Here is a 21,147-nt window from a genome sequence, read left to right on the forward strand (position 1 = left end):
AGGGCTATGGAATTGAATTTTCTGGAAATATTCGGTACGATTGTCGGTCTAGTCTATCTTTGGTTGGAGTACCGGGCAAGTATCTACCTTTGGATAGCAGGTATTGTGATGCCTGCCATCTATATCTTCGTATATTACAAAGCAGGACTGTATGCCGATTTCGGTATCAATATCTACTATCTGATAGCTGCCATCTACGGTTGGTTCTTTTGGATGTGGGGACACAGAAAAAAGGAAGGTGAACAGTCAGCAGATGCTTCTGCTGATAACAAGCCCCAAGACCTTCCCATCGTGTACACTCCACAAAAATGTTATTCACCTCTTTTTCAGGTATTTATCTTTGCATTTATCGGCATTGCCTGGATACTCATTGAATACACGGACAGCAATGTACCATGGCTGGATAGCTTCACCACGGCACTGAGCATTGTCGGCATGTGGATGCTGGCACGCAAATATATCGAACAATGGTTTGCTTGGATACTTGTAGACATCGTTTGTTGCGGGCTGTATATCTATAAAGACCTTTATTTTACCTCTGCTTTATATGGACTTTACTCCATTATAGCTATCTTTGGCTACTTCAAATGGAAAAAATTAATGAGCATACAACAATGATAAACGAAGACTATACGCCCGAAGCCGTGATATTGGCTAACGGTGAATATCCTACTCACACTCTTCCCTTGCGAATATTGGAAGAAGCTAAATTCGTAGCTTGTTGTGACGGTGCAGCCAATGAATATATCTCTCGTGGACATACACCGGACGTGATTATCGGTGACGGTGATTCTCTTTCACCGGAATATAAAGAACGTTTCTCTTCTATCGTACACCAGATAGCCGACCAGGAAACGAACGACCAAACCAAAGCTGTTCTCTTTCTGCAAGAGAAAGGATTCCGCAAGATTGCCATTGTCGGAGCTACCGGCAAACGGGAAGACCATACGCTGGGAAATATCAGCCTGCTGATTGACTATATGAAAGAGGGCATGGAAATAAGGACAATTACGGACTACGGTGTATTTATGTCTGTGAACGGTACACAGACATTCGAGTCCCATCCCGGACAACAGATTTCGATTATCAATTTCGGAGCAAAAGGATTAAAGGAGGAAGGATTGGTTTATCCGCTCAGTGACTTCACTAATTGGTGGCAGGGTACGCTTAACGAAGCAATAGCCGATGAGTTTACCATTCATTGTACAGGAGAGTATTTGATATTCCTAGCTTTTGTGTAAACTACATTTAAACGGCAGACTTGTACCAAGCCATTGTCACAACTGTGCCACCGTGTTGGCACAGCCGTGACACCTCAATGGCACAACCGTGCCAACACGGTGGCACAAACTCATTCCTAAGAAGAAAATTAAAGCGTCAGCAGATACTTCTTGAAGTCCGCAAAGTCTTTTGTCATTTGAAGGCTCTTCTTCTCGCCTTTCATAAATTCCTGCAATTTGGCAGGTATTTCCACCGTTTCACCAATGATACTTTCTACCGTTTCGAGGAACTTGGCAGGATGGGCTGTTTCAAGGAATACACCCGTTTCGCCCGGTTGTAAACCTTCTGCTAATGCACGATAGCCACATGCCCCATGAGGGTCGAGCAGATAATGGTATTCTTTCCAAGTCTCTTTCACAGTTTCACGGATTTGTTCGTCGGTATAGGTAGTTCCCGAAATCTCGGCGGAGATAGCGGCATGAGAACCTTTATACAAATCGAGTACACGGGCAAAGTTGCTCGGATCGCCTACATCCATGGCGTTAGCGATGGTTGCAATAGACGGACGCGGGTTGTATTCGCCTGTTTGCAGGTATTGATAGAAAATATCGTTGCGGTTGTTGGCTGCAATAAAACGTTTCACAGGCAATCCCATTTTCTTACCGAACAGACCTGCAGTGATATTTCCGAAGTTTCCGCTAGGCACGCAGATTACTGCATTGTCAGCTTTTCCGGCGCGCTTCAACTGGGCGTAAGCATAGAAATAATAAAATGCTTGCGGCAGGAAACGGGCTACATTGATGGAATTGGCAGAAGTCAATGATAGATGTTCATTCAGCTCCTTATCCATGAAAGCAGCTTTTACCAATGCCTGGCAATCATCAAACGTTCCGTCCACTTCGAGGGCAGTGATGTTCTGTCCCAGTGTGGTGAATTGCTTTTCCTGTATTTCGCTGACTTTTCCTTTCGGATAAAGCACATATACATGAATACCGTCCACACCCAGAAAACCGTTAGCCACAGCACTTCCCGTATCACCGGAAGTGGCTACCAGTACATTTACATTCTTCTGACCTTCCTTCTTAATAAAGTATCCCAGCAGACGCGCCATGAAACGACCGCCCACATCTTTGAAGGCTAGTGTCGGTCCGTGGAAAAGTTCGAGTGAGTAGATATTCTCCGCTACTTTCACCAAAGGTACATCGAAACTTAAGGTATCATATACAATCTGTTTCAGAGTATCGGCAGGAACGTCCTCACCGAAGAAAGCATCGGCTACACGATAAGCAATCTCCTGGAAGGACAAGCTTTCAATCGAATCGTAAAAATCTTGTGGAAGCGGTTTGATGGACATAGGCATAAACAGCCCTTTATCGGCAGCAAGTCCTTTCACCACCGCTTCTTGCAGTGAGGCATTAGGCGCTTGTTTATTCGTACTATAATATTTCATGGGATGATATTTTTAGTGCTCACTACAGATTACACAGATTTACACAGATATTTTCTCTATTATTACATAATACAAAAGTCTCTTTTCATTTTAAATCTGTGTAATCTGTAGTGAACATTATTTCATAAATTCTTTAATGAACTCGTCTTCTTTCAACACACCATAACTACCATTGCAGGCAGATACTTCGTCGTAAGTTTGCACCTCGTCCGGCTCAATTCCCGGATACCAGATAAGGAACGGGATAGGATCGGAAGTGTGCGTACGAAGTTCGCAGGGAGTAGGATGGTCAGGCAATACGGCTATTGCTACCGGTTCATCCCAATCTTTCACTGCTTCGTAGATAGGTCCTACGGCACGTTTATCCAAATTCTCGATAGTGAGAAGTTTCAAGTCGATGTCTCCTTCGTGTCCTGCCTCATCGCTGGCTTCGATATGAAGGTAGACAAAGTCATCGATTTTTAAGGCTTCCAATGCAGCAGCCACTTTATTTTCATAATTCGTATTATACAAGCCGGTTGCCCCTTCTACTACAATGCGACGCAATCCGGCATAATAACCGATTCCGTTTATCAGATCGACTGCCGAAATCACCGCACCTTTTTTCACTTGCGGGAAAGTTTCGGAGAAAGTAGTCATCTGCGGACGATAACCGGGGCTCCAGGGCCAAATACTATTGGCGGGGTCTTTGCCTTCTGCCATACGTTTCAGGTTCAGCGGATGGTCTTTCAACAATTCCTGTGATTTCAGAATCAGGTCGTTAATCAGGTCAGCCGTTTCTTGAGCTTCCGGTACCAATGGTTTCACCATTAGCGGACGGAAAGGCTTCAAGGGCACATCGTGCGGTGGAGTACAGTCCAGTTCCTTGTTTCCCCCTTTGATAACCAACAGGTGGCGGTACTGGACTCCCGTATGAAAACGCACGCGGTCGTTGCCCAGTTTCTCTTGCAAGTATTGAATCAATACGTCCGCTTCTTCCGTAGATATATGCCCGGAGGAGTGATTCTTCAGAATCTCTCCTTCCACACAAATCAGGTTACAACGCATTGCCATCTCGCCCGGTTTCAGATCCACGCCGATACTGGCAGCTTCGAGCGGTCCACGACCTTCGTACACTTTCGGAAGATTATATCCCAACACAGACATGTTGGCTACTTCACTACCCGGATGGAAACCTTCTGCCACGGTAATCAGGCGGCCGTTACGTCCCATACGGGCCAACTGATCCATATATGGCGTTTTCGCATATTGCAGGAGCGTCTTGTCCCCTAATGACTTCACCGGCCAGTCGGCCATTCCGTCTCCCAATATGATGATATGCTTCATAAGGCTTTAAACGTTTGCGATGCTCATGATGTCGGCAAATACTCCGGCAGCCGTTACTCCGGCGCCGGCGCCGTATCCCTGAATCATCATCGGATATTCTTTATAACGTTCTGTAGTAAGCAGGATAATGTTGTTGCTGCCTTCCAAGCCGTAGAACGGGTGGTTGGCGCCTACTTCCTGTAAGCCGACAGAGGCTTTTCCGTTCTCCAGTTTGGCTACGAAACGCCAGTGTTTATTTTCTTTCTCCAATACCTGACGGCGAGCTTCAAAGTCTGCGTCGAGACTTGGAACACGTTTCCAGAAATCTTCCAGAGAACCTTCGAAGAAATCGTTCGGAACAAAGAGGTTCTTTTCTACGTCTTCCTGTTCGATGCGGTATCCGGCTTCACGTGCCAGGATAACCAGTTTACGGATGACGTCTTTTCCGCTCAGGTCGATACGCGGATCCGGTTCGGAGTAGCGTTCTTCCTGTGCCATTTTGATGGTACGGCTGAAAGGAATATCGGCGCTGATTTTATTAAAGATATAGTTCAGTGTGCCTGAAAGCACTGCTTCAATCTTCAGAATCTTATCGCCGCTATGAATCAGGTCGTTGATTGTATTGATAATCGGAAGACCTGCACCTACGTTTGTTTCGAACAGATATTTCACGCCACGTTGGCGGGCAATTGTTTTCAGTTCGCGATAGTTTTCGTAAGCAGAAGAAGCGGCAATCTTGTTGGCTGCTACCACAGAGATATTGTGTTGCAGGAAATCTTTGTAAAGCGATGCAATGTCAGCGCTGGCGGTACAGTCTACAAAGACGGAGTTAAAGATGTTCATTCCGATAATCTCGTCGCGAATGGTTTGCAGGTTACTTTCTTTTCCTTTCTCCAACAGTTCCTGACGGAAACTAGAAAGATCGAAACCTTCACGGCTGAACATTGCCTTGGCAGCATCAATGACACCTACCACATGGAGTTTCAATCCGTTTTCCATCATAAGTTTCTGCTGTTGGCAACGAATCTGTTCTACGAGGCTGCCACCTACCGTACCGATACCGCAGATAAAGAGGTTCAATACCTGGTATTCGGACAAGAAGAAAGAGTCATGGATGACGTTCAGTGACTTGCGTAAGGATTTGGAATCGACAACAAAAGAGATGTTGGTTTCCGAAGCACCTTGTGCACAAGCGATTACGTTGATACCGTTGCGTCCCAACGTACCGAATAGCTTACCTGCGATGCCCGGTGTATGTTTCATATTCTCGCCTACAATAGCAACAGTAGCCAAATCGCTTTCCGCGAGAATTGGAGAAATCTCGCCCATCTCTATTTCTTTGGCAAATTCTTCGTTCAGCACTTCGCAAGCCAGGTCGGCATCGGCATTACGCACACCGATGGAAGTACTGTTTTCCGATGAAGCCTGCGACACGAGGAATACACTGATTCCGTTCTTAGCCAATGCTTTAAAGATGCGGTAGTTTACACCGATCACACCCACCATACCAAGTCCCTGAACAGTAATCAGGCTGGTGTCGTTGATGGAGGAAATACCTTTGATAGCCTTGCTCTGCGGATTGGAAACTTCTTGTTTGATAACCGTTCCCACTCCGTCCGGATTGAAGGTATTCTTTATTATAATAGGAATATTTTTGTGACATACGGGATAGATAGTTGGCGGATAAACCACCTTTGCACCGAAGTTACAAAGTTCGGTCGCTTCTACATAACTCAATTCCGTAATGGTATAAGCAGTTGAAATGACACGCGGGTCAGCCGTCATAAATCCGTCTACATCCGTCCAGATTTCCAGACTTGCCGCATCCAGAGCCGCAGCAATAATGGCAGCCGTATAATCTGAACCACCACGTCCGAGATTCGTCACATCTCCCGTCGTCTTATCCGAAGAGATGAATCCCGGCACCAATGACACTTTAGGGATAGATTGGAAAGCCTCTTTCACCAACTTATTAGTCAGGTCGGTATCCAACGTGTGTTTGCTATGTTTTCTTTCGGTCTTGATAAAAGTACGCGAATCGAACCATTTGGCTCCGTCAATCAGTTCGGTAACGATGATGGATGAAAGGCGTTCACCATAGCTGACGATTGTATCCGAGGTCTTGGCAGAAAGGTCTCTAATCAGGTAAATTCCCTGAAAGATGTCCTTCAACTCGTTCAGCAGTTCGCCAATCTGACGTTGCAACGACACTTGCTTTTCTCCGGCAGGAATCACCTCCTTAATCATCTCCACATGACGGTAAACGATTTCGCGGAACTCGCCCTCGTATGCTGAATCTCCTGCTGCCGCCATCTTTGATGTATTTATCAATTTGTCAGTGATGCCTCCCAATGCGGAAACAACTACAATTACCGGCTCACTTGCCGACTCTACAATTCTCTTTACGCTTAAAATGCTGTTCACGGAACCTACGGACGTTCCGCCGAATTTCATTACTTTCATGAAGATACTTATTTAAATGCAATGTCCTGCAGTTTGCTTTTTACAGAACGATTGGTTGTTTACGAATAAAATTGAATTTGAATTTTGCCTGCTTATACAAGCGTGAATCACGTAGATACACAAAAACTATCCATCAACCCCTAAGGGTCATGGTACACATGGATGTGACTGTATGCGGATAGTACTTCATCATAGTCCTTGTTTCTACTCTTGTTTTTGATAAGTGTCGCAAAAGTAATAATAAAAACGTTCAATCTATCACTTTTTTCGGTTTTTTTCTGATAAAAAGAATCTTCCGTCTTCTATCCGTCCTGTCATCCGCCTTTACTTTTATGACATTTTGCTACTTATATATCAAATATATTATTATATTTGCGAAAACAATCGCACAAAATCAGCTTATGAATCCATTAAATACTTCCGTATTGCTAATATACACTGGTGGAACAATTGGCATGTTCGAGAATGCCACGACAGGTGCTCTGGAGAACTTTAACTTCGAGCAACTGCAAAAGTATATCCCCGAACTGCAAAAATTCAACTTTCCGATTGACACCTACCAGTTTGATCCTCCAATGGATTCGTCGGACATGGAACCGGATATGTGGCGGAAGCTGGTACGCATCATTCATGAAAATTACGACCGCTACCATGGCTTCGTCATCCTGCACGGAACGGATACGATGGCTTACACTGCTTCTGCATTGAGTTTTATGCTCGAAGGACTCGATAAACCTGTTATCCTCACAGGTTCACAACTTCCCATAGGTGTACTCCGCACGGACGGAAAGGAAAACCTGATGACCAGCATCGAGATTGCCGTCGCACAAAATAAGGAAGGGAAAGCGCTCGTACCGGAAGTATGTATCTTCTTTGAAAACCATCTGATGCGGGGAAACCGCACGACGAAAATGAATGCCGAGAACTTCAATGCGTTCCAGTCTTTCAATTATCCGGTGTTGGCAGAAGCGGGGATTCATATTAAATATAATAATGTACAGATTCACGTAAATGATAAAGAGCGGGAATTGAAGCCTCATTATCTGCTAGATACCAATGTTGTGGTACTGAAACTCTTCCCAGGCATCCAGGAAAATGTGATTGCCGCCATTCTGGAGATTGACGGACTCAAGGCTGTCGTGCTCGAAACGTACGGTTCGGGCAACGCTCCCCGGAAAGAATGGTTTATCCGTCGGCTTTGCCAGGCTAGCGCACGTGGTATCGTGATTGTCAACGTGACACAATGCAACGCGGGGACGGTAGAGATGGAACGTTACGAAACGGGATACCAGTTATTGCAGGCGGGCGTTGTCTCCGGTTATGACAGTACGACAGAATCGGCTGTCACTAAATTAATGTTCCTGTTAGGACATGGATATACACCGGATGAAGTGCGCGACCGGATGAACCGTTCGATGGCGGGAGAGATAACTCTATAGGGGTCATCTATTTCTATTAGGCAGGGATAACTTATTTCTAATAAATTATCCCTATTTTTGTACCCTACAAGAAGAAAGGAATTTCGATGGCAAAAGAGAAAACCGTATATGTATGCAGTAATTGCGGACAGGATTCACCGAAATGGGTGGGTAAATGTCCGTCGTGTGGAGAATGGAATACGTATGTTGAGGAAATCGTACGGAAAGAACCGACCAACCGCCGGCCGGTGTCGGGCATTGAAACACAGAAACCCAAACCACTGGCACTTAGCGATATTGAAGTGGACGACGAGCCACGCATCAATATGCACGATGATGAGTTGAACCGTGTGTTGGGTGGCGGACTTGTGCCGGGTTCTCTTGTCCTGATAGGCGGCGAACCGGGAATCGGCAAATCCACACTCGTCATGCAGACCGTACTGCACATGCCGGAAAAGAAGATTCTTTATGTGTCCGGTGAAGAAAGCGCACGCCAACTGAAACTTCGCGCCGACCGCCTTTCCGGTGTTTCCAGCGATTGCCTGATTGTTTGTGAGACTTCGCTCGAACAGATTTATGTGCATATCAAGAATACAAATCCCGATTTAGTGATCATTGATTCTATACAGACTATTTCAACTGAGAGTATCGAATCGTCTCCCGGAAGCATTGCACAAGTCAGAGAGTGTTCGGCATCTATTCTTCGTTTCGCGAAAGAAACGCATACGCCTGTGTTGCTGATCGGACATATCAATAAGGAAGGAAGCATCGCAGGTCCCAAAGTACTGGAGCATATCGTTGATACCGTTCTCCAGTTTGAAGGCGACCAGCATTATATGTACCGTATTCTACGCAGCATCAAGAACCGTTTCGGCAGTACGGCAGAACTGGGTATTTATGAAATGCGTCAGGACGGGTTGCGTCAGGTAAGCAATCCATCGGAGCTATTGCTGAGTCAGGACCATGAGGGAATGAGCGGAGTAGCCATCGCTTCCGCTATCGAAGGGATCCGCCCGTTCCTGATTGAGACACAGGCTTTGGTCAGCTCTGCTGTTTATGGAAATCCTCAACGCTCGGCAACCGGTTTCGATTTGAGAAGAATGAATATGCTGCTGGCTGTACTCGAAAAACGTGTCGGATTCAAACTGGCGCAAAAAGATGTGTTTCTGAATATTGCCGGAGGACTGAAGGTAAATGACCCGGCTATCGACTTGCCGGTTATCAGCGCTATCCTTTCGTCCAATATGGACGCAGCCATTGAACCGGAAGTTTGCATGGCGGGAGAAATCGGACTGTCGGGAGAGATTCGACCAGTGAACAGAATAGAGCAACGTATCGGTGAAGCCGAGAAATTAGGATTCAAACGTTTTCTGTTGCCGAAGTATAATTTACAAGGGATTGACACCAAGAAACTGAAGATTGAGTTAGTTCCGGTGAGAAAGGTGGAAGAAGCGTTCAGAGCTCTATTCGGATAGGGCACTGATAAATAGTCACTGATGAATAAATAATCCGCTTTATCAATTTTATAGTCGAAAATAATATCAATAACAACTAAATGATACAAGAATACCAACTCCGCATACTTCCCGAAATCGCAGCAAACGAACAGAAACTAAAGGAATATCTTTCTAAAGAAAAAGGAGTGAACCTACGTGAAATCACCGCTACCCGCATCTTGAAACGGAGCATCGATGCACGGCAGCGGACTATCTTCGTCAATCTGAAGGTACGGGCATACATCCGCGAGATGCCCAAGGATGACGAATACGAACATACTATATATAATAAGGTAGAGGGAAAGCCGCAAGTGATTGTTGTGGGCGCAGGTCCCGGCGGACTATTTGCAGCCCTACGTCTTATCGAACTTGGTTTGCGCCCGATTATCGTAGAACGCGGAAAAGACGTGCGCGAGCGGAAAAAGGATTTGGCGCAAATCAGCAGGGAACACGCGGTTGACCCGGAATCGAATTACAGTTTTGGCGAAGGAGGTGCAGGAGCCTATTCGGACGGAAAACTCTATACCCGGAGCAAAAAGAGAGGGAACATAGATAAAATCCTGAATGTATTCTGCCAGCATGGGGCCTCTACGGCAATATTAGTAGACGCTCATCCGCATATCGGGACAGACAAGTTGCCGCGTGTCATCGAAAATATGCGGAACACCATCATCGAATGTGGCGGTGAAGTGCATTTCCAAACACGAATGGAAGCATTGATTATCGAGAATGAGGAAGTCAAAGGCATCGAAACAAATACAGGAAAAACTTTTCTCGGTCCTGTGATACTGGCAACTGGACATTCGGCAAGAGATGTATATCGTTGGCTGGCGGCAAACAATGTGGCGATTGAAGCGAAAGGCATTGCAGTCGGAGTCCGTCTGGAGCATCCGGCTATGTTGATTGACCAAATACAATATCACCATAAGAACGGAAGAGGAAAGTACCTTCCCGCTGCCGAATACAGTTTCGTCACGCAGGTTGAAGGTAGAGGAGTGTACAGTTTCTGCATGTGTCCCGGCGGTTTCATCGTCCCTGCCGCCAGCGGACCGGAGCAAGTGGTAGTAAACGGTATGTCTCCTTCCAATCGCGGCTCGCGTTGGAGCAACTCGGGAATGGTGGTGGAGATACAACCGGAAGATTTGACAAGCGCAGAGCGGAAAGCGGAGAACGGAGAGTTGACTACGCAACAAACCGAGCAGTTGTTAGCACTTAATCCATCTCTGAGCAATTCCCAACTCTCCATACTCAATACCCAACTTCTTCCCGTCCTTCATTTTCAGGAAGAATTGGAACGTCAGTGTTGGTTGCAAGGCGGCAGAAGGCAGACGGCTCCTGCACAACGCATGCTGGATTTCACCCATAAGAAACTAAGTTATGACTTACCCGAATCGTCATACGCACCGGGACTGATTGCTTCACCGCTTCACTTTTGGATGCCGGAGTTCATCAGCCGGAGGTTATCTCACGGTTTCCAGCAATTCGGACGCAGCAGTCAGGGTTTCCTCACCAATGAAGCGGTGATGATTGGGGTGGAGACACGCACTTCTTCTCCCGTCCGCATCGTACGCGACAAGGAGACGTTGCAACATGTGACTGTCCGCGGACTATTCCCTTGCGGGGAGGGCGCAGGCTACGCCGGAGGAATCGTTTCTGCCGGAGTGGACGGCGAGCGATGTGCGGAAGCGGCAGCACAGTATATCAACCGTTGATCATGACACACAGAGTTATGAATACATCACCCGAAATAGCCATTATAGAACCGAATACCCTCACCTGTCTCGGTCTGAAAGGAATCCTCGAAGAGATGATTCCAATGGCAACGATACGTATCTTCCGGCGTTTCAATGAGCTAATGGACGATACTCCGGATATGTATGCCCATTACTTCATCTCCGCACAGGTCTACGTGGAGCACAATGCCTTCTTCCTTCCGCGAAAACGCAAAACGATTGTGCTGGCAAGCGACAGTCCGCAGTTTCAGCTAAGCGGCGTGCCCGTGCTCAACATTTACGAAGGAGAAGAAGAATTGGTGAAGAGTATCCTAAAACTTCACCAACACGCCCACCACGGCGGCTATCCGATGAAGGACATGCCACCCGTGCCTGCGCAGCAACCTTGTCAGGAACTGCTGTCCGCACGCGAGATTGAAGTGCTCGTGCTCCTCTCCAAAGGACTGATTAATAAAGAGATTGCAGACAAACTGAACATCAGTCTGACCACTGTCATCACTCACCGGAAGAATATCACTGAGAAATTGGGCATCAAGTCCGTCTCAGGACTGACTATCTATGCCGTGATGAACGGATATATCGAGGTAGACCGCATCTGACGGCGACAAGAAATGCACACAGGCCGCCGCCACACAGATTCGTTTAATTGCCCCATGCTATGGCGCTGTATGTCATATCGGTAGCAGTATGGACAGGTGCTTGCCATTCGCCTTGGTTCCAGTCATAATCGGCAACCGTATATGTGCCGTCCTTTTCGGACAATACGGTAAATGTGCCGGGGCGCTCAAAGTTGTGCGACACAGAGATTACCTTACCCCGCAAAACGGCAAACGGCTCTTGCGTCCACCACTCGCTTTGGGGGACGTCCAACAAGTAAAAACGGCTGCCGCCTTTATCGGCAGAATCCGAAACCACATACCCTACCTTCGTGGCAAAAGTATCCCCGCTTTCTGTTGCCGGAAGGCGCACGCTGAAATAAAACGGGATAAGCGCATCGGCCTCTACAGTTTCCTGTACATGAAATCTTGAGGGACTGTAAAGCACAGGCGCCCATTTTCCCTCACCGATTTTTGCCGACAATAGAATAAGCAACCGTTGGTCTTGCGCAAACACTCCGGGATAGTCGCCAAACTGCTCCGCACTCAATCCTTCAGGCAGCGGAGATGCACTACCCATAACAGAACCGGAACCGACATTCATCCGGGTCGGAACGGCATAGTTGCTTTGTTCCAAATCAGCGGAGATATTATCAAGGTAGTAGGAACCCTTTTGATTTCTCACAAAAGCAGAAACCATACTATGTTTTCCGGTAACCAATGCCAATGTACCATAACCAGTGGTATACAACGGCCTCCATTCACCGGTACAGAAATCGAGGAAGAAGGGTTGCTGTATGCCGTGCGCTTTCGAAAGTCCGCACAATCCATAGGTATATACGCAGTTGGCGATGGAATGGAAATCCGGCCGTGTGCTGATGTCCCATACATTTGCTGATGCATTCGCTGTGCCATCCGCCCCTATCCTGTCAATCGTGTGCCGTTGGCTGTCGAGTGCATAGAGCCGGAAATCTTTGGGTGTCTGCCCGTCTGACAGCAATATCTTGCCCATCAACATTCTGTCGCCTTCTCTACGCAAGAATATATCGACACGGGAAGGCGGCATGCGGTAAGGCATACGCACGTCTATCCCATCCGGACGGCTCTCTGCAATCTCGGCAGCGACAGGACCTCGAAATCCTTCGGGAAACATCTGCTCACCGGTGTCCCAACGGAAGTCGTACTCCACACAGTCGTTTGCCTGAAAGCCATTGCCGTAAATATGTACGATATCGCCCGGCCGGAGCGTTTGCCCGGCTTCCGTCACTCCGTAGTCGGTCACTAATTGTATTTGTGATGAATCGTCATCGTTGCCACATGCACTAAAAAGCCCGCAAAGAGAGAGGGTCAGGAGAATGGAGGAAAGAATAGATTTCATAGTTAATTTTATTTAGTGAATTAGTGAATAAGAATAATGGGTTGTAAATATAAGATAACCATGCAGTAAAGTATACGGTAGACGATTGCTTTTTATAAATTATTCACAAAGAATAGCCGGTCCTAATGGAATGAATGTGTCAAGCAGAATCAATGAATGCGTCAAACAGAATCGGAAACAAAAATCGGATGTGACGGAATAGAGCATACAACCGAAATCCTAATAAATGAGGATTGCCCGTTTCTCTTATTTGCCGTTACTTTGCATCCGGTAAATGAACAACAAATGAAGACAAAAAAGATTATGATTGCCCTCATGCTCCTGACAGCGGGGACAGCATGGGCGGAGAATTTCCCAAAAGACTCACTAAAAATAGTAGACATCGAAGAAGTGGTAGTGATTGCCACCCCGAAAGAGAACCGTAAATTGCGTGATCTGCCGATGGCAGCCACTGTTTTATCGCAAGAGAACATGCGTGCCAATCAGGTGAACTCTGTGAAAAAACTGACAGGCATCGTCCCCAATCTGTTTATCCCCGATTATGGTTCCAAACTGACCACTTCCATTTATATCCGCGGAATCGGCTCACGCATCAACACCCCGTCCGTAGGACTTTATGTAGACAATATCCCTTATATTGATAAATCTGCATTCGATTTTAACTATGCTGATATTGAACGTATCGACGTGCTTCGCGGGCCTCAAGCCACTCTCTACGGACGTAACACGATGGGCGGGCTTATCAAAGTGCATACCAAATCCCCCTTCACCTATCAGGGAACCGACATACGCATGGGAGCGGCAACCTACAATGACTACAACATATCGTTGACCCACTATCACCGCCTGTCCGACCGTTTCGCATTCTCTACCGGTGGCTTTTACGAACACACGGGCGGTTTCTTTGAGAATTCGGCACGCGACAATGAGAAGGTAGACAAAAGCAATGCCGGAGGCGGACGTTTCCGGGGTATCTATCTGCCGACATCCAATCTGAAAATAGGTCTGGCACTTAGTTATGAATATAGCGATCAGGGTGGTTATCCTTATTATTACACCGGGATTACCCCCAGTGCGATAGCTAAAGCGAAAGAAAAGGGTAAAGAAATGACAGAAGACCGGGCAGATTATATCGGTAAGATTTCGTATAATGACCGTAGCAGTTACCGCCGTGGGTTACTCAACACGGGTGTTAATATCGAATATCAAGCTCAAAATTTTATATTAAGTGCTGTCACAGGGTATCAAAACTTGAACGACCGCATGTTTCTCGATCAGGATTTCACAGAAAAAGCAATCTATACACTGGAACAAAAACAGAAGTCTAACACTATTTCTGAAGAAATTGTATTCAAATCGAAGGCAAATAAAAGATACCAATGGGCAACAGGAGTTTTCGGTTTATATCAAACATTGAATACAAAAGGTCCTGTGACATTTTGGGAAGACGGGGTTAAAAATGTTATTGAAGGAAATGTAAACAACATTTTTGATGGCATGAAGCCTTCGGCTCCCAAATTACACTTGGCTGTCAACAACCCTACATTATTGGTAGGCGGAGACTTCAGTACTCCTATTTGGAATGCGGGAGTTTTCCATCAATCGACATTGAATGACCTCTTTGTAAAAGGATTGTCTTTTACTATCGGCTTACGTTTGGATTACGAAAAGATGAGTATGAAGTATACTTCTGTGAGCGACCCCACCGATTTCAACTTCAGCATGAAAATGATGGCTCCTCCCCCAATGCCATCTATGTCGTTAGAAGCTAAAAATCTGCTCGCAAATGCTGGTTATGACGGGAAAATATCAGACGATTATGTTCAGCTTCTCCCCAAATTCGCATTACAATATGAATGGGGAAAAAGAAACAATGTGTATGCAACCGTATCAAAAGGTTATCGTTCTGGCGGCTACAACGTACAAATGTTTTCTGACCTTATCAGTGGAGATTTAAAAAACTCAATGATAGATGCCATAAAAGAGAGTGACGAGTTCTCCAAATTTGCTGCTATGATTGACCAATATGTAGAGAAAGATGAAGTTCCTGAAGTAAAAGAAGCCACTCGCTATAAACCTGAATATTCATGGAACTATGAAGTAGGAAGCCATCTCACTCTTTGGGAAGGTAAACTTTGGGCAGACCTTTCCGCTTTCTACATGGATATGCATGACCAACAAATCTCTCAGTTCGCTGCAAGCGGTTTAGGACGTACAACCCTTAATGCCGGAAAAAGTCGCAGCTATGGTGCAGAAGCCTCTCTCCGTGCCAACCTGACTAATAAACTAAGCCTGAACGTAAGCTACGGATATACTTATGCTACCTTTACAGACTACGTTGAATATGAAAAGGATAAAGAGGGAAAACTTACTATAAAAGATGACTATAACGGCAAATACGTCCCTTTCGTTCCCAAACACACCTTGAATATCGGTGGGGAATATGCCATCACTTGCAGCCCACGCTCCATATTCGACCGTGTAGTATTCCAAGCTAATTATAACGCTGCCGGACGCATCTACTGGACAGAACAGAATGACGTAAGCCAATCTTTCTACGGAACATTGAACTGGAGAACGAATCTCGAAATCGGAGATGCCATGATTAGTTTTTGGGCACGCAATTTCTTGAATAAGGACTACGCAGCTTTCTATTTTGAAACAATGAATAAAGGATTCATGCAGAAAGGACGTCCGATGCAGTTCGGGATAGACCTCCGATGCCGGTTCTAAAATCCCTCAGCCCTCCACGAACATCATAGATGTGACTGCTGTTCATCGATTTCACCTGATTCTTGAAACACCGATAAATAAGGTGATAACGGGTGAAAGCAAGGTATAAACAAAGGTGAAACCGTTCAATATCGGTTTCACCTTATTTCTCAAAATATCCCTTGAGCTAAAACAAATATCATTATAGCTAATCCCGATATGCTTATAGCTAATCGGAATATGCTTATAGCAAATTCACTGTCAGGTATTAATAGATAAACTGTCAGATATTAACAGTCTGGCCGTCAAGTATTAACTATCTGATGACAATATATTAATAGTTGAGTTACAGCATATATAGATTCAACACGTTGGACATATATAGCCAATACGTTGGAGCTATATACCGGCCACATTGGATCTATATGCCCAACAACCGATATAAACAACTCCAATAGATGAAAGCGATAACAAGGGGCTTCACCTTATTTCACCCCACGCTTTCACCCGTGACCTTCTTATTTACAAGGATTTCAGTTATAAGGTGAAATCGGTGGAACTTACGAATCAAAAGTTGATAGTACTTATACAAATCAGTAGGGAAAAACAAATTCTCATTCATTCCCGTACAACCATAGTCCGTATTTTCTGATAAGCAATACGCTCCGTACCATCCTTTACATAGATGATACCGCAACGCTGAAACCCATGCTTCTCCAAGATATGCTGCATGACCTTATTATCCCGATGTGTATCCACCCGGACATTCGGCATCCGTTGAAAACACCAGTCCAGACAAGCTGCCGCCACCCCTTTCCTTGTGCCGTTCGTTGCCAACCGGTGCACTACCCCATAAGGTTCGTCATTCAACCATGCTCCCTCATAAATATGCTGATAAGTAGGGTCATCACCCAATATAAAACAAAAAGTACCTGATATCACTCCTTGTTCATCCGCACAGACAAAGCTATGCCCCTCTTCAATCTCCTGACGAATCAATACTTCAGAAGGATAACCGTCAATCCATTGAGTAGTATTTCCGGTTGCACGCATAAAGGCACGGGCATAGTCATAAATCTCCATCACTAAAGGGAGATCTTTTATTTCGGTAGATCTGATTTCCATCATTTGAAAAGTTATTCAAGAATAAAACAGATAATAAAATTACTCATTGATAGCTCCACAATGGGGGCATACACCTTTTTGCTTCAACTTTTCCCCACAACGCCCACAACGATACTTATACCCAATGTTCCGATGGACTTTCTTCGCAAAAACCAGCATAAAAAAGGCAAGGAACAGATAACCGATATAAATGTGTGTCATCAGGATAAAGAAGAAATAGCAGAAAATACAACAAGACATCAACCCCAACAAATAAAAAATTGCCGCTGCAGGAGTCAACTGACGGAACAAATCATCAAGCACCGCCAATGCGACAATTAAAAACAGCCAGATACTCAGCAAAAAGACTGAAAGAATGAAAGGAACTTTAAAAGGCGACAAGGTAGGATTGAAATAGAAATGTTCCCATGTTTCCGGTGTAAAAACCTGTATGGACTCATAAATCGTTGCACTGAAAGCCATCAACAAACAGAGGAACAACGGATAAACACTGTCAATATCATTAAAATACACCATCTGCAGCTGTTTCCGACGGAAAGCACGAAGCAGCCAAACACCGACAAACAACGCGAATATAACCACAAAATAGGAAGCGTGCGTATCACTAAACAAATGAATGGCCTGCGAGATACTATCCGTAGGAACAAAAGACCGCTTCAGTTCCACCTCACGTATCCACCCCTGTTCGTCCTGTGTATGTGCCAGCTTCACCCAAATACTATCCACACTATCGGCAGGGTGCACGGCAAATTCGGCTACCACCACGCGGTCACCCCGGTAGAGATTGATATACGTATCCTTGATAGGCAGGCACTCCAACGAGATGGAATCCGCCGTTAATTCCAGGTTCGTGTTCCAGGTATAATGCCGTTCATAAAGGTAATTCAGAGAGTCCTTCGTTTTCTGCGACATCCCTTCAGAGGAAAGATTGGGACGAGTATAATGACAAGACGAGAAGAAAAACAGCAGAACCACCACAAAGGGTACGAAAGAGACAAAGGAAAACAGATTCTCCCACCAACCATCCAACAAGCCGGTTTCGGGGAAATACCCTGATACTCTGTGTCCTCCGCATCCTCTGCGATGAATTATTCTCATTGTTCCGCTTTTACTTTCATTTGACAATGCTTGCAATCAAATTCCAGACGGAAACGTTTGCCATCATTTGACACCAGATAATAAGGTTCTTTATAAGGTGAGCGCACCCGCTGATGAATGGGACACCATCCCATGCTATAACGCAAACAATGTTTGCAGAACATCAATACCGCATCTTCTACCGCCGCTTTCTCGTAAGCCATGGCGACACGCTGTACGCCATGCTCTTCATAGAAAGACACCGCACGGCTGTTCATCACATTCCCCAAATAGGTCAATGCCGTTTGCGGAAAAGCATGATCGGTCTGTTTCCACATTGCCAATTCCTGACGATAGTTTATCCGACGGGCAGCTATCAGCTTATCTGTTGCCTGCCGACGGAAGTCCGCCAACACGGAAACAGGCAGAAACCAGTTTTTTGCAAACGATATTTTTATCTCTTTCGCTTCGAAAGGTGTATTCCCCAATTTGGCAAGCTGTGTTTTCAGATTCTCCGTCTGTGGCGTACGTGCCAATTCCTTTTCGCGGGAAAGGCTCAGCGTGACGCTGTTGTCATCTTCATCGGTCAACGTCAGCGAGAAGCCGAACTCATTATCGGCAAACAATATGCTTACAGCAATCTTCCTTTCAGCCGACTTCCGTGAAAGCACTCGCTCAAATTCCTGATCAAAATTACGATATAATGTGGTACGAGGCTTGATGCGAGGCATTTCCTGTGGATATAGTTTGTTGCTGTCCACCCGGTTGATGCGGAATCCCTGTAAACGTCCCTGTTCGTCGATATAGCAAACGCCGTCACCGTTATTAAAGGATTTCAGCCCGGCAACTGTCAGATAATTGCCGCGAATCTCCTTCACAGTCCCCATCTCCTCGCCCAACGACTTGGGAGTGTTGAAAGAGAAAATCTCTTTGTCACGTCCATGCAGGAAATAATGTGTGAATCCGCGACTGAAACTCTTATCCAGTTGCGGCTTAAACTCGAAATTGCACGTACCCGAAGAAGCCCTTACATATTCCGGACGACGGGCAAAGATGGCATCCAGCTTCTGACGATAAGCAGCCGTTACATTCTTCACGTAAGAAACGTCTTTCAGTCGCCCTTCTATCTTGAACGAGGAAGCTCCGGCATCCAGCAATTGCTCCAGTTCGTCACTTTGATTCATATCTTTCAGGGAAAGCAGATGTTTGTCTTTAACAATCACTTTCCCGTCCACGTCTACCAGACTAAAAGGCAACCGGCAGAATTGCGCACATTCACCCCGGTTGGCACTGCGACCGAAACAGGCTTGGCTGACGTAGCACTGCCCGCTATAGCTGACACAAAGTGCCCCATGTACGAATACCTCTAAAGGCACTTCCGGACAATTTTCGTGTATCTTCTTTATTTCACGCAACGATAGTTCCCGCGCCAGGACTACTTGCCGGAAACCCGCCTCCCAAAGGAATTTTACTTTTTCCGGTGTACGGTTGTCCATTTGTGTACTGGCATGAAGCGGTATCGGAGGAAGATTCAACTTCGTGATCCCCATATCCTGCACAATCAGCGCGTCCACGCCAATCCGATAAAGTGCATGAATCATCTCCTCCGTCTCTTTCAACTCTTCTTCTTTCAGAATCGTATTGACCGTGACATAAATACGTGCATGATACAAATGGGCATGCTGCACCAATGCTTCAATATCTTCCAATGAGTTCACAGCCGCCGCACGTGCGCCAAACTTGGGAGCACCGATATATACGGCATCCGCCCCATGATTGATTGCTTCAATACCACATTCCAGTTTTTTTGCCGGAGCGAGAAGTTCTATTTTACGCTGCTTTATCATTGAATATCGTTGATGTTGTAAGGTGTTTCCTGATAAACGAAGTAATTCAACCAATTGGAGAACAACAAATTGGCATGAGCACGCCAACGTACCAACGGGCCTTTTTCAGGATCATTGTCTATATAATAATTGCGGGGCATCTCTATCGGCAAGCCTTTATTGAGATCGCGACGGTATTCCGTGTCCAGCGTCAGCGGAGAATATTCGGAGTGTCCCGTGACAAAGAATTCACGACCGCCCCGTGCCATTGCCATATAGACACCGGCATCTTCCGATTCGGAAAGCAACGTCAATTCCGGAACTTTCAGAATGTCTTCCCTGCGCACTTCCGTATGACGGCTATGCGGCACATAGAAACAATCATCAAAACCACGGAAGATGGAGTGGAAAGGTTCCAATACCCGATGTTCAAAGATACCGAACATCTTCTCTTTCAACGGATATTTAGGAACTCCATAATGATGATACAATCCGGCCTGCGCAGCCCAGCATATATATAAAGTAGAAGTGACATGCGTACGTGCCCAATCAAAGATTTCCGTAATCTCATCCCAATAGGTCACCTCTTCGAAGTCCATCTGTTCTACAGGAGCTCCGGTGATAATCATACCATCATACTTCTCGTGACGCATCTGGTCAAAATCCGTATAGAACGTTTTCATGTGTTCTATCGGCGTATTCTTTGACGTGTGGCTCTTGATCTTCATAAATGAAATCTCCACCTGAAGAGGTGTATTGGAGAGTAAGCGCACCAAGTCCGTTTCCGTTGTAATTTTCAACGGCATCAGATTCAGAATCACAATCCGTAGCGGACGAATATCCTGTTGCGTAGCGCGGGAAGTATCAATAACAAAAATATTCTCTTCCTTCAAAAGCTCTATCGCAGGTAGTTTATCGGGTAAATTTAAAGGCATAATCGCTATATATTAGTAATTTGAGTGCAAAAATACGAAAAATATAGCAGATTATAGGGAGGTAGCTTATTTAGAAGACGTACAAATTAAGTCAATTTAAACATAGAAGCATAACAACCAATCAATAAAAGCCTTATTTTTGCCGGAGAAATTAGTACTAATAATTTAAATCTTAGAAAAATGGCATACGTAATTAGTGACGATTGTATTGCTTGCGGAACTTGCATTGACGAGTGTCCGGTAGAAGCTATCTCTGAAGGTGATATCTATTCTATCAACCCAGATGTATGTACTGAATGTGGTACTTGTGCAGACGTTTGTCCGTCTGAAGCAATTCATCCGGCTGAATAATACAAGTTACAAAAAGAGTATAGGCTGCTTTCTACGGAAGGCAGCCTTTTTTATTGCTCTA

General features: G+C 45.5%; 16 protein-coding genes. 8 read left to right on the top strand and 8 right to left on the bottom strand.

All coding sequences use genetic code 11. The features are described 5' to 3' along the window. Positions 1-6: 6 nt before the first annotated feature. Both pnuC and A4V03_RS14910 read left to right on the top strand, forming a co-directional pair. Positions 7-618 carry a nicotinamide riboside transporter PnuC gene (gene pnuC / locus A4V03_RS14905; RefSeq protein WP_065539483.1) on the top strand — a complete coding sequence of 204 codons (612 nt, stop codon included), beginning with the start codon at positions 7-9 and terminating at the stop codon, positions 616-618. After that, positions 615-1,241 carry a thiamine diphosphokinase gene (locus A4V03_RS14910; RefSeq protein ID WP_065540450.1) on the top strand — a complete coding sequence of 209 codons (627 nt, stop codon included), beginning with the start codon at positions 615-617 and terminating at the stop codon, positions 1,239-1,241. The genes pnuC and A4V03_RS14910 overlap by 4 nt, the downstream gene beginning before the upstream one ends. A gap of 128 nt (positions 1,242-1,369) precedes the next feature. On the opposite strand, the gene thrC is transcribed toward A4V03_RS14910, so the two are convergent. The 3 genes from thrC to thrA all read right to left on the bottom strand — a co-directional run bounded on the left by thrC (position 1,370) and on the right by thrA (position 6,439). Then, the gene (thrC, locus tag A4V03_RS14915) at positions 1,370-2,671 is read right to left on the bottom strand and encodes a threonine synthase (protein ID WP_065539484.1); all 1,302 of its coding nucleotides are present in this window, start codon (positions 2,669-2,671) and stop codon (positions 1,370-1,372) included. A gap of 117 nt (positions 2,672-2,788) precedes the next feature. Further along, complete coding sequence (locus A4V03_RS14920) at positions 2,789-3,997, bottom strand: cofactor-independent phosphoglycerate mutase (protein WP_065539485.1); 1,209 nt, start codon at positions 3,995-3,997, stop codon at positions 2,789-2,791. A 6-nt stretch (positions 3,998-4,003) separates the two neighbouring features. Further along, the gene (gene thrA / locus A4V03_RS14925) at positions 4,004-6,439 is read right to left on the bottom strand and encodes a bifunctional aspartate kinase/homoserine dehydrogenase I (protein WP_065539486.1); all 2,436 of its coding nucleotides are present in this window, start codon (positions 6,437-6,439) and stop codon (positions 4,004-4,006) included. 401 nt (positions 6,440-6,840) lie between these two features. Here thrA and A4V03_RS14935 point away from each other — a divergent pair, with 401 nt between their 5' ends. The 4 genes from A4V03_RS14935 to A4V03_RS14950 all read left to right on the top strand — a co-directional run bounded on the left by A4V03_RS14935 (position 6,841) and on the right by A4V03_RS14950 (position 11,685). Further along, complete coding sequence (locus A4V03_RS14935) at positions 6,841-7,878, top strand: asparaginase (RefSeq protein ID WP_065540451.1); 1,038 nt, start codon at positions 6,841-6,843, stop codon at positions 7,876-7,878. 86 nt (positions 7,879-7,964) lie between these two features. After that, positions 7,965-9,332 carry a DNA repair protein RadA gene (radA, locus tag A4V03_RS14940; RefSeq protein ID WP_024987843.1) on the top strand — a complete coding sequence of 456 codons (1,368 nt, stop codon included), beginning with the start codon at positions 7,965-7,967 and terminating at the stop codon, positions 9,330-9,332. 80 nt (positions 9,333-9,412) lie between these two features. Beyond that, positions 9,413-11,065 carry an NAD(P)/FAD-dependent oxidoreductase gene (locus tag A4V03_RS14945; RefSeq protein WP_065539487.1) on the top strand — a complete coding sequence of 551 codons (1,653 nt, stop codon included), beginning with the start codon at positions 9,413-9,415 and terminating at the stop codon, positions 11,063-11,065. Between the two features lie 17 nt (positions 11,066-11,082). Then, the gene (locus A4V03_RS14950; protein ID WP_024987841.1) at positions 11,083-11,685 is read left to right on the top strand and encodes a response regulator transcription factor; all 603 of its coding nucleotides are present in this window, start codon (positions 11,083-11,085) and stop codon (positions 11,683-11,685) included. Positions 11,686-11,728: 43 nt separating this feature from the next. On the opposite strand, the gene A4V03_RS14955 is transcribed toward A4V03_RS14950, so the two are convergent. Further along, the gene (locus A4V03_RS14955) at positions 11,729-13,060 is read right to left on the bottom strand and encodes a WD40-like domain containing protein (protein WP_065539488.1); all 1,332 of its coding nucleotides are present in this window, start codon (positions 13,058-13,060) and stop codon (positions 11,729-11,731) included. Between the two features lie 285 nt (positions 13,061-13,345). Here A4V03_RS14955 and A4V03_RS14960 point away from each other — a divergent pair, with 285 nt between their 5' ends. Beyond that, positions 13,346-15,793, top strand: coding sequence for a TonB-dependent receptor (locus A4V03_RS14960; RefSeq protein ID WP_065540452.1), 2,448 nt, complete (start codon positions 13,346-13,348; stop codon positions 15,791-15,793). 597 nt (positions 15,794-16,390) lie between these two features. Here the strand turns inward: A4V03_RS14960 and A4V03_RS14965 are convergent. Genes A4V03_RS14965 through metA form a run of 4 tightly spaced genes read right to left on the bottom strand, consistent with a single transcriptional unit; the run spans position 16,391 to position 20,735 of the window. Beyond that, positions 16,391-16,897, bottom strand: coding sequence for a GNAT family N-acetyltransferase (locus tag A4V03_RS14965; protein ID WP_024987838.1), 507 nt, complete (start codon positions 16,895-16,897; stop codon positions 16,391-16,393). Positions 16,898-16,936: 39 nt separating this feature from the next. After that, complete coding sequence (locus tag A4V03_RS14970) at positions 16,937-17,995, bottom strand: hypothetical protein (protein ID WP_236588621.1); 1,059 nt, start codon at positions 17,993-17,995, stop codon at positions 16,937-16,939. Beyond that, a complete protein-coding gene (locus A4V03_RS14975; protein WP_065539489.1) occupies positions 17,992-19,821 on the bottom strand; it encodes a peptidase U32 family protein in 1,830 nt (609 codons plus the stop codon). Before A4V03_RS14975 ends, A4V03_RS14970 begins: the two co-directional genes overlap by 4 nt. Then, entirely contained in the window at positions 19,818-20,735 is a 918-nt protein-coding gene (gene metA / locus A4V03_RS14980) for a homoserine O-acetyltransferase MetA (protein WP_065539490.1), read from the bottom strand. The genes A4V03_RS14975 and metA overlap by 4 nt, the downstream gene beginning before the upstream one ends. Positions 20,736-20,915: 180 nt before the next feature. On the opposite strand from metA, the gene A4V03_RS14985 reads away from it, so the two are divergent. Beyond that, on the top strand, positions 20,916-21,086 hold the full coding sequence (locus tag A4V03_RS14985) for a DUF362 domain-containing protein (RefSeq protein WP_024987835.1): 171 nt from the start codon (positions 20,916-20,918) through the stop codon (positions 21,084-21,086). Positions 21,087-21,147 lie beyond the last annotated feature (61 nt).

The organism is Bacteroides caecimuris (assembly GCF_001688725.2).
GTDB lineage: Bacteria > Bacteroidota > Bacteroidia > Bacteroidales > Bacteroidaceae > Bacteroides > Bacteroides caecimuris.

What these genes read in the sequence shown, in the direction of transcription:
- pnuC (WP_065539483.1), top strand. Translation starts at nt 7, where the DNA reads ATGGAATTGAATTTTCTGGAAATATTCGGTACGATTGTCGGTCTAGTC.
- A4V03_RS14935 (WP_065540451.1), top strand. Translation starts at nt 6,841, where the DNA reads ATGAATCCATTAAATACTTCCGTATTGCTAATATACACTGGTGGAACA.
- thrA (WP_065539486.1), bottom strand. Translation starts at nt 6,439, where the DNA reads ATGAAAGTAATGAAATTCGGCGGAACGTCCGTAGGTTCCGTGAACAGC.
- A4V03_RS14965 (WP_024987838.1), bottom strand. Translation starts at nt 16,897, where the DNA reads ATGGAAATCAGATCTACCGAAATAAAAGATCTCCCTTTAGTGATGGAG.
- A4V03_RS14950 (WP_024987841.1), top strand. Translation starts at nt 11,083, where the DNA reads ATGAATACATCACCCGAAATAGCCATTATAGAACCGAATACCCTCACC.
- thrC (WP_065539484.1), bottom strand. Translation starts at nt 2,671, where the DNA reads ATGAAATATTATAGTACGAATAAACAAGCGCCTAATGCCTCACTGCAA.
- radA (WP_024987843.1), top strand. Translation starts at nt 7,965, where the DNA reads ATGGCAAAAGAGAAAACCGTATATGTATGCAGTAATTGCGGACAGGAT.
- A4V03_RS14960 (WP_065540452.1), top strand. Translation starts at nt 13,346, where the DNA reads ATGAAGACAAAAAAGATTATGATTGCCCTCATGCTCCTGACAGCGGGG.
- A4V03_RS14910 (WP_065540450.1), top strand. Translation starts at nt 615, where the DNA reads ATGATAAACGAAGACTATACGCCCGAAGCCGTGATATTGGCTAACGGT.
- metA (WP_065539490.1), bottom strand. Translation starts at nt 20,735, where the DNA reads ATGCCTTTAAATTTACCCGATAAACTACCTGCGATAGAGCTTTTGAAG.
- A4V03_RS14955 (WP_065539488.1), bottom strand. Translation starts at nt 13,060, where the DNA reads ATGAAATCTATTCTTTCCTCCATTCTCCTGACCCTCTCTCTTTGCGGG.
- A4V03_RS14970 (WP_236588621.1), bottom strand. Translation starts at nt 17,995, where the DNA reads ATGAGAATAATTCATCGCAGAGGATGCGGAGGACACAGAGTATCAGGG.
- A4V03_RS14945 (WP_065539487.1), top strand. Translation starts at nt 9,413, where the DNA reads ATGATACAAGAATACCAACTCCGCATACTTCCCGAAATCGCAGCAAAC.
- A4V03_RS14920 (WP_065539485.1), bottom strand. Translation starts at nt 3,997, where the DNA reads ATGAAGCATATCATCATATTGGGAGACGGAATGGCCGACTGGCCGGTG.
- A4V03_RS14975 (WP_065539489.1), bottom strand. Translation starts at nt 19,821, where the DNA reads ATGATAAAGCAGCGTAAAATAGAACTTCTCGCTCCGGCAAAAAAACTG.
- A4V03_RS14985 (WP_024987835.1), top strand. Translation starts at nt 20,916, where the DNA reads ATGGCATACGTAATTAGTGACGATTGTATTGCTTGCGGAACTTGCATT.